This is a genomic window from Thermococcus sp. CX2 (assembly GCF_012027555.1).
Lineage (GTDB): Archaea > Methanobacteriota_B > Thermococci > Thermococcales > Thermococcaceae > Thermococcus.
In genome coordinates, this window is the sequence record NZ_SNUQ01000002.1 from 61225 (window position 1) to 74484 (window position 13260).

General features: G+C 54.0%; 15 protein-coding genes. 9 read left to right on the plus strand and 6 right to left on the minus strand.

Annotated elements, in window-relative coordinates; translation table 11 throughout:
* The first annotated feature begins 26 nt into the window (after positions 1-26).
* Together E3E23_RS04530 and E3E23_RS04535 are read left to right on the plus strand one after the other, a co-directional pair.
* Positions 27-1193 (plus strand): M48 family metalloprotease, encoded by a 1167-nt coding sequence (locus E3E23_RS04530; RefSeq protein ID WP_167906785.1) that lies wholly within the window; start codon positions 27-29, stop codon positions 1191-1193.
* On the plus strand, positions 1190-1726 hold the full coding sequence (locus tag E3E23_RS04535; protein WP_167906786.1) for an RNA 2'-phosphotransferase: 537 nt from the start codon (positions 1190-1192) through the stop codon (positions 1724-1726). Before E3E23_RS04530 ends, E3E23_RS04535 begins: the two co-directional genes overlap by 4 nt.
* Here E3E23_RS04535 and E3E23_RS04540 read toward each other — a convergent pair.
* The 4 genes from E3E23_RS04540 to E3E23_RS04555 all read right to left on the minus strand — a co-directional run bounded on the left by E3E23_RS04540 (position 1710) and on the right by E3E23_RS04555 (position 7438).
* A complete protein-coding gene (locus E3E23_RS04540; protein ID WP_167906787.1) occupies positions 1710-2948 on the minus strand; it encodes an MFS transporter in 1239 nt (412 codons plus the stop codon). The two genes, E3E23_RS04535 and E3E23_RS04540, sit on opposite strands and share 17 nt — an antisense overlap.
* Positions 2949-3036: 88 nt before the next feature.
* Complete coding sequence (locus E3E23_RS04545; protein ID WP_167907426.1) at positions 3037-4197, minus strand: FAD-binding oxidoreductase; 1161 nt, start codon at positions 4195-4197, stop codon at positions 3037-3039.
* A gap of 5 nt (positions 4198-4202) precedes the next feature.
* Positions 4203-5687, minus strand: coding sequence for an FAD-dependent oxidoreductase (locus E3E23_RS04550; protein ID WP_167906788.1), 1485 nt, complete (start codon positions 5685-5687; stop codon positions 4203-4205).
* A gap of 134 nt (positions 5688-5821) precedes the next feature.
* The gene (locus E3E23_RS04555) at positions 5822-7438 is read right to left on the minus strand and encodes a sodium/proline symporter (RefSeq protein WP_167906789.1); all 1617 of its coding nucleotides are present in this window, start codon (positions 7436-7438) and stop codon (positions 5822-5824) included.
* A gap of 329 nt (positions 7439-7767) precedes the next feature.
* On the opposite strand from E3E23_RS04555, the gene E3E23_RS04565 reads away from it, so the two are divergent.
* Positions 7768-8250 carry a hypothetical protein gene (locus E3E23_RS04565; RefSeq protein WP_167906791.1) on the plus strand — a complete coding sequence of 161 codons (483 nt, stop codon included), beginning with the start codon at positions 7768-7770 and terminating at the stop codon, positions 8248-8250.
* A gap of 5 nt (positions 8251-8255) precedes the next feature.
* Here E3E23_RS04565 and E3E23_RS04570 read toward each other — a convergent pair whose 3' ends face one another.
* On the minus strand, positions 8256-9422 hold the full coding sequence (locus E3E23_RS04570; protein ID WP_167906792.1) for a GTP-binding protein: 1167 nt from the start codon (positions 9420-9422) through the stop codon (positions 8256-8258).
* A gap of 118 nt (positions 9423-9540) precedes the next feature.
* Between E3E23_RS04570 and E3E23_RS04575 the strand changes: the two genes are divergently transcribed.
* From E3E23_RS04575 to E3E23_RS04600, 6 genes are all read left to right on the plus strand, one after another.
* A complete protein-coding gene (locus E3E23_RS04575; protein WP_167906793.1) occupies positions 9541-9993 on the plus strand; it encodes an Lrp/AsnC family transcriptional regulator in 453 nt (150 codons plus the stop codon).
* Positions 9994-10070: 77 nt separating this feature from the next.
* Complete coding sequence (pfpI, locus tag E3E23_RS04580) at positions 10071-10571, plus strand: deglycase PfpI (protein WP_167906794.1); 501 nt, start codon at positions 10071-10073, stop codon at positions 10569-10571.
* 66 nt (positions 10572-10637) lie between these two features.
* Positions 10638-11360 carry a hypothetical protein gene (locus E3E23_RS04585; protein ID WP_167906795.1) on the plus strand — a complete coding sequence of 241 codons (723 nt, stop codon included), beginning with the start codon at positions 10638-10640 and terminating at the stop codon, positions 11358-11360.
* Between the two features lie 42 nt (positions 11361-11402).
* Complete coding sequence (locus E3E23_RS04590; RefSeq protein ID WP_240920743.1) at positions 11403-11828, plus strand: PspC domain-containing protein; 426 nt, start codon at positions 11403-11405, stop codon at positions 11826-11828.
* A 1-nt stretch (position 11829) separates the two neighbouring features.
* Entirely contained in the window at positions 11830-12057 is a 228-nt protein-coding gene (locus E3E23_RS04595; RefSeq protein WP_167906797.1) for a hypothetical protein, read from the plus strand.
* A complete protein-coding gene (locus E3E23_RS04600; RefSeq protein WP_167906798.1) occupies positions 12058-12954 on the plus strand; it encodes a triphosphoribosyl-dephospho-CoA synthase in 897 nt (298 codons plus the stop codon). It begins immediately after the preceding gene.
* Here E3E23_RS04600 and E3E23_RS04605 read toward each other — a convergent pair.
* Positions 12938-13219 (minus strand): family 4A encapsulin nanocompartment shell protein, encoded by a 282-nt coding sequence (locus E3E23_RS04605; RefSeq protein ID WP_167906799.1) that lies wholly within the window; start codon positions 13217-13219, stop codon positions 12938-12940. The two genes, E3E23_RS04600 and E3E23_RS04605, sit on opposite strands and share 17 nt — an antisense overlap.
* Between the last annotated feature and the right edge of the window lie 41 nt (positions 13220-13260).

Below are 13260 nucleotides of genomic sequence, written 5' to 3' on the forward strand. Positions count from 1 at the left end.
CAGACGTATCTCTGTCCGGTGAAAATATGAAAGAGATTTCATTGATTCTGGTGTCCATTGCAACCGTCCTTGTTCCTCCCATCATCATGAGGTATTGGGGCCGCAAAATCCTGAGGGAAGAACTACCAAAGAAAGAGAAAAACTACAATCTGCTGAAGGCTGAGGTCATCTGTATCTTTGGGGCCTTCATACTCTACTTCCCGGCGATGATAGCCCTCGGAGCCCTCGATTGGGCCTCTGACGTGGTAGATAAGCTTCCCCTACCTGAAATATTCAAGGTATTTGCATTTGCAGCAATCCTGCTTTTCCCGCTTCTCCTGTCAATCTTCCTCATCATCTACGAGACTGTTAAAGTAGGAGTGAATATTACAGAGGAAAAGATTGAAAATCCAAAAAAGGAGGTTCTGAAAGCTCTCGCACTGATCCTGGGCCCGATCATCGGCTTTGCCTTTATCTGGCTGCTGCTGATGCTCTACCTGCCAGAGAGTTTAACCTCAAAGTGGTGGTTTGACCTGCTCGTGTACTCAATCCTAATACTCGCTTTCTTTGCGCTCTTTCCCCTCATCCTAATTAGAGTCGGGACAAGGAGCGAGCTCGACCCCGAGCTTAAGGCCGAGCTCATGAGGTTCTGTGAGGAGCAGGGAGTTAAAGTCAGGGACATAATCGTTAAAGGAAAGCCCGGCCAAAAGCTTGCCAACGCCATGGTTACGGGTATAATCCCCCGCTACCGCTACGTTGTTTTAACCCGCTATTTGGTTGATAACTTCGAAGAGGACGAGATTAAAGCGGTCTTAGCCCATGAGATAGGGCACATAAAAGGAAAGCACCTCTGGATAAACGCGGCTTTGAGCATTGGCTGGTTCCTCTTCTGGATAGGACTCATTTACATCCTCCACAAATTCAACGTTCAGTTGTTCTCATCACCGTGGATTTTCTTCGGCGTTTTCTTCTTTGCCTTCTACTTCTGGCTCTTTGTTATTGAATCGAGGATATCCATAAGGAACGAGTTCAAGGCAGATGAGTTCGCGGCGAATGTCGTGGGGCTTGAACCAACCCTAAGGGCGCTTAAAAAGCTGGCCGAGCTCAACCTGCTGCCGGAAAAAACGGGGAAATGGTTTAACCTGTTGAACAGACACCCTTCGATTGAGAAGAGGGTAGAGCATTTAAAACGTCTCGCCAACCTTGAACCATGAACCGCGTGAAGGTCAGCAAGCTAATGGCTTACATCCTGCGGCACTCGCCGGAAGAGTTCGGACTGAGGCCTGACGTGGAGGGCTTCGTGCCCCTTTCCGAGCTCGTCGAGGCCCTAAAAACTGTCTATCCAGACGTTACGGAGGAGTTCGTAAGAAGGATAGTCGAACTCGATTCCAAGGGTCGCTATGAAATCAGGGGAAACAAAATCCGCGCCCGCTACGGCCACAGCTTTCCGGTGAGCCTGAACCACGAGGAGGACAGAGAAAGCAGGATTCTCTACCACGGCACGCCGAGGAGGAACCTCGAGAGCATCCTCCGCGAGGGTTTGAAGCCCATGAAGAGGCAGTTCGTCCACCTGAGTACAAGCAAAAGCGAGGCAATCGAAACCGGCAGGCGGCACGGGCGGGACGTGGTTCTTCTGGTAATAGACGCCGAATGCCTTCGAAAGAAAGGCTTGAAGATTTACAAAGCCGGGAAGAACGTCAGGATAGTCGAGAGGGTTCCGCCAGAGTGCATCACTCTGGAAGTCTGACCGCCAGGAGAAAGGCCAGGCCAAGGGGAACGAGCGTGCTCGTGAAGTTCAGCTCGAAGCTCATGCTCGAGAGATAGCCTCCGATGAACGGCCCAATCACCCAGCCAAGGCTCATCACCGCGTTGAGCAGGCCCATTGCCTGGCCCCTCTCTACGGCTTTTACCTTAGTTGCCACGTATGTGGACGAAGCTCCAAGGGTCATGGCCCACTTGACGCCCGAGAGAATCGCCACGGCGACCATTATGGGCAGGCTCTTGGCGAAGGCGTAGCCGAGGAAGGCAATGGCATAGCCCGCTATCGCCAGAAGGTAGAACTTCTTCGCACCGTACCTGTCTATGAGCTTCCCGAGGAGGTAGCCGCTTAAAGCAGCTGCCAGAGAATCTATGCCAAAGAGAAGGCCGACCCACTCGCTGCCAAATGTCTCTTCGAAGTAAACCGAGACCACCGAATAGACCTGACCTGAAGCTATCATCACGAGCAGAACTGTGAGATAGAAAAGGCCCAGATGGCCCCTCATGAGCCGCTTGAATGCCGCACCCTGGAAGGTTGCCTTCTCGCTTTCCCGCCCTTCCTGGACGAGTATAAGCTTTCTTGGAGCCCTCTTCGGCCTGGGTCTCTCCCTGAGGAGGAGAACTATCGCAGAGGAAAGGACGAGGAGAGCCCCTGCTATGAGAAAGATTCCCCTAATGCCGACGTACTTTATGATGAACCCGCCGATGAAGTTGCCCAGCATGTAGCCTGCGTTCTCAATCGAGCCGAAGAGCCCATAAGCTGAGCCTACCCTCGTGGATAGTTCTGCTATCAGAGCTGAGTGAGCAGGCATCATGGCCGAGCCGAAGGTCCCCTGAACAGTCCTCAGGACGAGCAGGGCGATGGGAGTGGATACGAAGGCCATGAGTGCGTAGATTGCGCCGGTGGAGAAGAGGCCGAAGGATATGAAGGCCTTCCTGTTGTGCGTCCTGTCTGAGAGGTAGCCGAAGGGGTACTGAAAGACAGTCGAGGTCAGGTTGAAGGCCACGCTCAGTAAACCCACCATAAGCATGCCGCCGCCAAGGAGCCTCATGTAGACGCTCAGATAGGGAAAGGCCATGCCAAAGGCGACGTTGGCCAGAAACATGCCTACAGCTAACAGAACCACGTTCCGGCGCTTGATTCTTATTCTGCGAACCTTCCCTGCCTTCTCGCGCCTTCCCTGAGTTACGACGAGCTCCCTTCTGCTCATCGCTCGCGCCTAGGAGATTCTCCTTTATAAAATTTCTCCGGCTCTAAAAGCGCTGGAAACGCTTGGAAAGTCAAAGAAAAGGAGGGACTCAGCCCATCTGGAGCGCCTGTCCCCTGAGCTCGCCGCGCTCGAAGCGATACGGGTCGTACCAATCGACTGGAAGGTCGGTCCTACCCTTGGTTATCAGGTCAGCCACCATCTCGGCAACGGCCGGCGCCATCATGAAGCCGTGGCCGGAGAAGCCCGCAGCTATGTAGTAGTCACTCAGTTCCTCGATTTTTCCTATGGCAGGGTTGCTGTCGGGCGTTTTGGCATAGTAGCCTGCCCAGGTTCTCAGGATAAGGAGCTCCCGCAGGGCAGGGATTATCTTGGTGAAGTAATAGCTCACCTCACGCATGAACTCGTAGGTCGGCGTGAGGTCATAGGTCGGCCCTATCTCGTAGCCCACACCACCAACGACTCCGCCGTGGCTGGTCTGGGTGAGGTAAGCGTGGCCGTACTTGAATGAGATGACCATGGGCTTTATGGTGTCCCTCTTGATGGGCTGGGTTATCACCGCCTGGTGCTTGTAGGGCTCTATCGGGATGCTCGTCTTTATTCCGGCCATCGCGTTGATGAGCTTGGCCCAGGCGTTGGTGGCATTAACGACTATGCCCGTCTTTACGACGCCCCTGCTCGTCTTAAGGCCTTTTATCTCGCTCTTCTCGATGATGAAATCCTTGACCTCGGTGTATTCGACCAGCTTTGCCCCGAACTTCTCAGCGTTGAGGGCGAAGGCAGCGGTTGAGTGGAAGGGACTGGCCTTACCGTCGGTCGGGTTCCATGATGCAGCTATCACCTCGCTTATGTCGAGGAGGGGAACTATCTCCTTGGCCTCTTCTGGCGTTATGAGCCTCGTGGGGACGCCGAAGCGGTTCTGTATCGCTATGTTCCTCTTGAACTCCTCGACTTCCTCCTCGTCATATAGCAGGAAGAGGTAACCCGTCTGCTTGAAGGAGAAACCATACTCCTCGCTGTATTTCTTCCACAGCTCCACTGAGCGCTTCATAACCTGAACGTTGGCTTCATCGTTGAACTGCTGCCTGATGCCCGTTCCGCAGCGGAAGGTGGAGCCGGAGCCGATGAAGCGCTTCTCTATGACGGTAACTTCCTCACCGCGCTTGGCCAGCTCGTGGGCGAGGGTAACGCCTATTATCCCCCCGCCGATGATTACGATTTCACTCTTCTCGGGGAGTTCCCTCGTCGGCATGGCAATCATCCCCTGGCGGCGGTAACCTTCATCCTCACGTTTTTGAGCGGAGGCCTCGCAACGGGCAGATCGATCTTCGCCATGTCGGTTCCCGTTCTCTGGGAGACCACCACCGCGCCGTTGAAGAGGCAGAAGCGGCCCTGGCAGAAGCCCATGGCAAGGTGCGTTAGGCGCTTGATTATCTGCAAGTCCGTTATGCCCTGCTTGACGACGTCGTCGACCTTCTTCAGGCTTACATCGCAGCCGCATATCTGGACGTCCTCGAGGTTGAACTCCTCGAAGGGTATCCTGTGAATCGTAACCGCTTCAGGTTCGTACTCCTTCAGCCTCTCCTCGTAGATGCAGGGATTAGCCTCGTAGCCTAACTCCTGGAGAATGTACGCTCCAACAAGCCTTCCCTCAAGGTAGTTCGCGTAGTGCGGCTTTATGCTGACGGCGCTTCCCGCTACGTAAATTCCATCCCTTATCCTGTGCTTTGAGTCGAGAACAGGGGTGTAATAGCCCCTCTTGAAGCGGAGCTTTCCTCCAGCTTGGGTTATCGGGTTTATGTCCGGTCTTCTGCCGTCGGAAACAATGACGGCATCAACCTCGTAAACGTTGCCGTTCATGTCTATGAGTCTTCCAACCTTCTCGTCCCCCTCGACGCGTTTTGGATTGGGAACGACGATGTATTCAATTCCCCAGCGCTCCAGCTCGGGGGTTACATCCTCGGGCCTGCTTCCAACGACGGCGACCTTCCTCCCGGGAGCGACTCCCCAGACGTTCATAACCTCCAGCGCGAAGTCCCTCCTGAAGACACCCGGGAACTCGTTGTTCTCGAAGAGGAGGATGTTGTCCACCGCTCCAGTGGCCAAAACGACGCGCTTGGCCATTATCTCAATGAGCTGGTTTTCCCTAACGACTGGAACGAGGAAGTACTCGCCCTCGTCGAAGACTCCCAAGGCTACAGTCTTCCTGAAAACCCTAACGTTCTCGTTGAACTTCCCGGTGAGCCCTTTGATGACCTCCTTCGGCTCGCCTTCAAAGCCCTCCTGGGGGAGGCCCTTGAGCCACATGTCGCCGCCGAGCCAGCCGCGCTCCTCGATGAGGGCAACGGTCAGATGCTCCTGAATCTCCAACGCTGCCCCTATTCCGGCGGGTCCAGCACCTATTATAGCGACGTCAACGACTTGCCTCAGAACGGGCTTACCCCCGTCAATCTCGACAGTCTCCTGGAAGTCCCCGTAGGTTTGCCTCTCTATCTTCATACCGTCCCTAACAATGGCCTTCCGCCCATTAACATTCTTCACGCCGTTTATTACAAGAGGAACCGGCCCAAATGTAAAGGCCCCCCTCTTCCTGCCGTCAGTGCTCGTGGTGAGCCAGTATATGCCGTTGGCCAGAAGCGCGACGGTGATTTTTTCTCCCTCGTACGCTTCGAGCTGTTTTCCCTCAAAATATATGGTAATTCTCTTAGAAGGGTCCTTCTCGGTTAGATCAAGGAGTCTCATACTCCCACCCCAGAGATTCCACGAAACGGACGTTCTTAGATATACACCAATGCTTATAAATGTTAAGTTGATCAAAAATGGTTCTCAACGTTAGGTTAAATTTCATCGCCCCCCAAAATAGAAATGAAGGGAAATCAGGCGAGTCCCTTCGCGAGGACGAACTCCGCGACGTTTTCGACCTGGCTCTTGGCCCTGGCCTGCATAACAGTCTTGCCGCCCTTCTCGATGGGCACCTTCCTGAATATCTCCTCGTGGAGCTTAACTACCTCCTCAGGCGGCTTAGTGAGCAGGCTGACGACGATTATGACGAACAGCGTCACGAAGAAGTTGATGAAGAACACCGGCACGGCGTTGAACCACTGGCCGAGGGTGCCGAAGAAGCCAGGAGCATCCGGGTTGAATGCCCAGCCGTATATCTTAGCCTCAAGGATGACCTCGCTGATGAGACCGTAGGCCATTCCTATTATTCCGCCCTCTTTGGTAACGCGTTTCCACCAGAGGCTCAGGGTCAGTATCGGGCCGAAGCCGACCGCGAGGCCGCCCCAGGCAGTGGCGACCATCTGGTAGACGACCTTGTTGCCAGTGAGGGCGAAGTAGAGGCCCACCAGGGCGATGCCCGTAACGACTATCCTCGCCATATTGACCATCTGCCTCTTGCCGAGCTCTTTGCCGAGAACCTTGTGGTAGAAGTCCCTCGCGATGGCGGATGAAGCCACTAGGAGCTGGGAATCCGCGGTGCTCATGACGGCCGAGATTATGCCCGCTATGACGAAGCCCGCCAACCAGCTGGGCATCAGTTCAACCGCCATAGCAGGGATGACCTTCTCCGGGTCACTGACCTGGAGGATGCCCGTCTGATACATGGCGTAGCCGAGGAAGCCCGCGAAGAAGGCTCCCCAGAGGACTATTATCGTCCAGATGCCGCTGATGAATATACCCGGCCTCCTGAGCTTTCTCGGATCCTCAACGCTCATGTAACGCGTAACTATGTGCGGCTGTCCGAGGTAGCCAACTATCCAGCTGGCGTAGCCTATGGCAAAGATTAGGGCAGCCCATCCCGTTGCTCCGCCGAATGGATCGAGATGCGTTGGGTTGCTCGCGGCTATGATTTCCGTGGCCTTTCCAAAGCCGCCAACCTTTGCAAGCGCCAAGAACGGGACGATTATGAGGGTCAGTAGCATGAACATGGCCTGAACAACATCCGTCCAGACGACGGCGAAGAAGCCACCGGTGATAACGTAGGCAGTGAGGATTATCACCGTCAGGATTATGCCCATGTTGTCGCTTATCCCGAAGCCCTCCGCGAAGGTCTTTCCTCCGGCGGTAAACTGGGCCGCAACGTATGCCGTCATGAATATCACGATGATTAGCGCTCCGAGAATCCTGATGAGCTTGGTGTCATCCTTGAGCCTCGCCTCAAGGTAGTCGGGAACCGTTATGGCCCTGAACTTTCCGGTGTATATCCTGAGCCTCGGCCCTATAAGGAGGTAGTCAGCCAGAGTTCCAAAGAAACAGCCAACTGCCGCCCAGAATGCTCCGAGACCGCTCTTGAAGGCCGCTCCGGGATAGCCGAGCATCAGCCAGCCAGAGAAGTCGCTCGCCTTGTCACTCAGGGCGGCTGCCAGGACATGGACCCTCCTTCCTCCGACGAAGTACTGGTCTTCAGTTTTAGTGTAGCGGTTGGCCCACCAGCCTATATAAGCAAGGAGGGCAAGGTAAATCAGGAAACCGAAGAGTATTCCCGTGTTCATGCCTTACCCTCCTTCCTTAGTTCTTCCATAAGGTCTTCGTCATAGGCCAGAATCTCGTCGTCTACGTAGTACTCCTTGCCCGTTATCTTGTCCCAGTAGCCGTAGAGCACCATCACCAAAATGCCCAAAATAGTTGGAACCAGAAGGGTCGCCCAAGCTGCACTACTTAGGCCCATTTTGAACCCTCCTGAATATATATGCTGACCGATGGTCAGCAACATTCAATAGGCACCAAAATATTATAAACCTATCGTTGAAAACTATTGGTTGAGATTGCGAGTTAATTTGGGCCCAATAGATTGTAACAGATTGTAACGGAGGATGCCCAGATGATGGTTAAAGTCATGCGTCCAATATTCCAGCCTGAAGGGGACTCTAAGTTCGTGCTCTACCCCTATTGGATATTTCACCTCAAGCTCTTCTACAAACGCCTCGGCAGGAGCGACAGGGTTCTTGATTACTATGTCTACGTTGACCTCTACCGCCTCGGCGCCGAGAGGGGCGACGGTTTCATAGAGCTCTATGAGTGGGACGTCGACGAGAGGCAGGTAATGGAGCCCCTCGTGGACTACGAAGAAGCCAAAATCAAGGCCTTTGAGAGCGCCATCCACTGGGGCAACATTAAGATAATCTCCTGGTGGTTACCTAGGATTGAGATAGTAAGGGAGGCGATGGCCTACAAGGTCTTCTGGGTGTTCGAGAGGGACGGAGAAAAGTTCGTGATGGACAGCCTGGACGGGAAGGAGTTCAGGCTGAGGGATTTAACAAGAATAGAAAGACGACCAACATGCCGCGGACTGAGATGTAGGTGACAAGATCACCGCGCGTGAATCTCCACTATATCTCCGTCCTCCAAGACGTGATCCGCTCCGACCCTCTGGCCCGGGAACTTGACGCTCTTGCCCCAAACCCTCGCGTAGCGGAAGTTCTTGGCGAAGTCCTTGTGAATCCTCTCGGCCAAGTCCATAACCGTTGAGCCCTTCTTGAGCGGGACTGGTGGATAAGCCGGCTCCTCTCCCGGGCTTTTCGTGAAGACCCTGATTATTCCTGCTAACTCGTAGAGCTCATCCTTGAGCTTGTCGAGGTTTATCTTCCTCCTCGCCGAGACTGGCACGATTTTGAACCTGTCTCCATAGGTCTGGACGAGCTTTTCGTAGTTCTCCTTGCTGCCTGAAGCGTCGCCCTTGTTGGCTATTATCATCGCCCTTCTCCAAACCAGACTCTCGTCGAGCGCATCGGCGAACTCCTCCAGAGTTACGGGCTCTTTGACGGTTATCTCCGCGGAGTGGATTCTCTCCTCGCGAAGCATCTTCATGACCTCTTGAATGTCGCCCTTTATGTTCTCCTGGCCGTTGATGATTATTCCGCCGCTGGCGGTTCTCTTTATCTCGACCCTCGGGCGGCGCTTGTTGAGCTTTATTCCAGCTCTCTCGAACTCCCTCAGGAGGATTTCCATCTGCTTCACAGGATCCTGGGAGAGATCCACAACGATGGCTATCGCATCGGCGTTCCTTATCACGCTTAAAAGCTGAGGCCCCATACCCTTACCGAGAGCGGCCCCCTCAACGAGGCCAGGGACCTCAACGAGCTGGATTTGAACGTCCTTATGGTGCATCATTCCGGGGATTGGCTCGACGGTGGTGAAGGCGTAGTCAGCAACGTCTATGTCAACGTTGGTCAGTGCCTTCATAAGCGAGCTTTTCCCAACGTTCGGAAGGCCAGCCAGAACTATCTGTGCCGCCCCTTCTTTCCTCACGCTGAAGGAGTAGCCACCACCCTTCTTCTGAACCTGTCTCTGCTTTTCAAGCTCCTTCCTCAGCTCGGCCAGCTTTCGCTTTATCTGGAGCCTAAGCTTCTCAGTCCCCTTGTGTTTTGGCACGGTGGCGTACATCTTCTCGAGCGCCCTTATCTTCTCTGGGATAGTTTTGGCGTTCCTGTACTCCTCCTCGGCCGCTAAGTACTCTGCCGTAACGTTGGTTGGCATGGCTGACCCTCCAGAAGTTTCTGAATTAAAGAGAGGGGGGTATTTTATAAAAGTATGGTTCCCGGAAATCGGCAAGTTTATATAACCTTCCGAAAATTTTTTACAGGCGGTGGTGCTCATGCGAATGGGTTTGGACGAAATCGACAAGAAGATTCTCACCATACTTCAGAAGAACAGCAGAACGCCCCTGAGAGAGATTTCTAAAGAGGTCAACTTGGCCGAATCGACCGTTTACGAGAGAATAAAGAAGCTAAAGGAAAGGGGAATCATACGGAAGTTCACAGTCATTCTCGATCCAGACTCCCTTGGCTTCAGGATACTGGCTTTCATCCTCATAAAGTCGAAGGCCGGCAAATACTCCCACGTCGCCAAGGAACTCACGAAGTACCCGCAGATAATCGAAATCTATGAGACGACGGGCGACTACGACATGCTCGTGAAGATCAGAACCAAGGGAAGCGAGGAGCTCAACGAGTTCCTTGACACCATCGGTGAAATCGAGGGCGTTGAAGCGACCCACACCATGGTCGTGCTCAAGGTCCACAAAGAGACCACCGAGCTGCCCCTCTAATTGCCCATCTCTGTCCACAAAAGCTTATAAGTGTCCCATTTCTATTTCTCTCTGAGCGTTAATACGGAGGTGTTTCTATGAAAGTGCTGTTTCTGAGCGCGGATGGCTTCGAGGATCTGGAGCTGATATACCCGCTCCACAGGATTAAAGAGGAGGGCCACGAGGTCTACGTTGCGAGCTTTCAGAGGGGTAAGATAACGGGCAAGCACGGCTACACCGTGAACGTTGACCTAGCTTTTGACGAGGTTGATCCTGATGAGTTCGATGCCCTCGTTCTTCCTGGTGGGAAGGCCCCGGAGATAGTCAGGCTCAACGAAAAGGCCGTAGCGGTAACCAGGAAGATGTTTGAGGACGGAAAGCCGGTAGCGAGCATATGCCACGGGCCGCAGATACTCATCTCCGCCGGAGTGCTTAAGGGCAGGAAGGGAACGAGCACGATAACCATCAGGGACGACGTGGTCAACGCCGGTGCCGAGTGGGTAGATGCAGAGGTCGTCGTCGACGGCAACTGGGTCAGCTCGAGGCACCCAGGCGACCTCTACGCCTGGATGAGGGAGTTCGTGAAGCTCCTTCGCTGATTCCTTAACTTTTCTTGAGCGTAAGCCTTATACAGAAAAGTGATGAGAGTTTTATAGGTGCAGTCCATGAAAAGGCGAGGCGGGGCTCTCGGCACACTCATCACGTTCATCCTCGTGGCGGTTCTCGTGGGTGCCGCTGTGACGTTAGCCTTAGCGCTCCACGGTGACATCGAGATCAGAGGTATAACCCCGAAAAAGACCGCCGGAGCGCTTGTCAAGTTTGGAGAGTTCAACGCATCATCCCTTGTCATCAGGAGCACCGTGGAAGATGTATACGTGGTTAAGGCAAACGTGAGCGGCCTCGTGGTCAAGAGCAACCTCCCCATAAACGTCAGCTTTGAAAACGGCATCCTCGAAGTGTACTGCCCGATCAAGGAAAGCATTATCGGGAGGAGGAACGTCTGCAACGACTACAGGAACGGCACCGTTGTGGTAGAAGTCGGTAGAGAGCTCGACTATCTTAGCATAGGGCACGCCGTCGGGGACTTCTTAGTCTCGGCAGGGGCCAAGAGAGTGACCGTAAGAGACTTTGTCGGCGATTTTAAAGGCGAGAGCTGGGCAGAATACACAGTCGAGAATGTCGTAGGGGATATAACGCTCCACGCCAGCGATCACGTGAGCATCAACAATGTGGTGGGCGATATTACAGTCATCGTCCCGCCGGACTTTAGTGTGGCCCTCAACGCGGAGGACGTGCTGGGAAACGTTAGGAACACCGCGGGCGGAGAAAATGGCACAATAATCGTTTCAATTTCCAACGTGGTTGGAGACGTGAACATTAGGGGATGACTTTTTAAGCCCCTTTCCCTTTCTTACAACCGGTGATGAGAAATGGCAAAGAAGCTGATGCGCTCAAAGGACAACAGAGTCTTCCTGGGGGTTCTCGGAGGGATAGCCGAGCACCTCGAGATAGACCCGACGCTCGTGAGAGTAATCTTTGTAGTTCTGCTCGTATTCAACCCCTTCGCGATGGTCCTGCTGTACTTCCTGCTGGCGCTGGTCATGCCAGAGGAAGAGAACGGGGAAACGTCGCTCGAGGAGAAGCTCAACAAGCTGGCGGATGAGACTGAAAAGAAGATCAACGATATCTTTTCGGGCAGCGACAGCACAAAGACCCTCGCAATAATACTGATAGCCATCGGTGCAGCTATTGTAGCAAAGCCGCTCTTCCCGCTGATCGGCCCAATTGGCGGAACTACACTCTTAGCCCTCACCCTCCTGGTAATAGGCATAATACTGCTTGCGAGGGGTGATTGAGATGCGGACGCTCGGGATAATACTCGTCTTCCTCGGAATCGTTCTTCTGGTAAGGGAGTTCAATCCAGCATTTATCTCGTGGCTTGCACCCTACGCTCACCAAATCAAGGGCGCCTTCTGGGGCGTTACGCTGATAGCCTTCGGTCTCTACATGCTCACCAGAAGAACCGCTAGGAAGCTCGTCCTCATAGCGTACCTCATCTACCTTCTCCTCTACCTGGTGGTCTGAATGGAGCGGTGGAGGATCATAAAGGCCTTCACCCTCGGGCCCCTCTTAGAGGCGGCCATCCCGAAGCCGGGCAACGTGAACCGCTACGCTGACTTCGAAGATCTGACCCTCTACCACTTCATCTTCGCGGAGACCTGGACAATAGACATACTCCACGAGGCCACTAAGATCGGTGACCAGCTCAGAAGGGGAACCTACCGGCTCAATGAGGCCGGAATAGGCGAGCTGATAAAGCGTGCCGTCCAGAACGCAAGGGAGGTTCAGGATGCAAACCCGAACTTCGGGATAGTGGCACTCCAGATCCCGCTCGTGATAGCCCTCTCAATGAGCAAGAACATGCTCGAGGCTCGGGACTGGGTCAGAAGGCTCATAGACGAGTCCACTGTCCGGGACACGATGGAGCTCTACCGGGCGATAAGAATAGCGAACCCCAAGGGAATCCCGAGCGGGGTCAAGTACGACGTCTATTCCGATGACTCCTTCAGGGAGCTGTTTAGGGACGGCATCAACCTGAAAAGGCTGGCCGAAATAAGCTGTGAAAGGGAGTTAATCTTCTGCGAGTGGCTCAACGGCTACGAGCTGAGCTACAAAACCTTCGCGAGGCTCTACGAGCTGACGAAAGAGATGACGCTCGAAGAGGCAGTTCAGAGGGCGTTCGTCGAACTTCTGGCCGAAAACACCGACACCCTCATCGTGAGAAAGGCCGGAAAGGAGGAAGCGGAACTCGTCCGGGAGAGAGCCAGGGAAGTCCTCGAGGGAAGGCTCACGCTCGAGGAGTTCGACGCCTTCCTGAGAGAAAAGAAGGACTTAAGGAATCCGGGAAGTCTGGCCGATATAATGGCCATCGCCCTGAGCCTGCTCGTTCTCAAGGGCTACCGCTTCACTCGAGAACCTTAAAGCGCTTCGCTCCCCCCAGGCCAAGGCCCAAAGCTTTGCTGTCAACGACGACCGCGTCCTTTCCGAGCTCGTCGAGGAGGCGGACCTTCATGCCAGAAAGCTCCAGCACCTCCTCCTCACCGCCGAACTCCTTGTTCACCTGGTTCTTCAGGAACTCGTAGGCCTCGAAGCCGAAGAGAACGACATCCGGCTCGTAACCGTCGAGCTTGAGCTCGTTGGCCTTCTCCTCAATGAGGCTGAGAATCTTAATCAGCTCTCCCCGCATACCATCACCAAGGAAGGTTAGAAAAAAGACTTAAAAAGCCT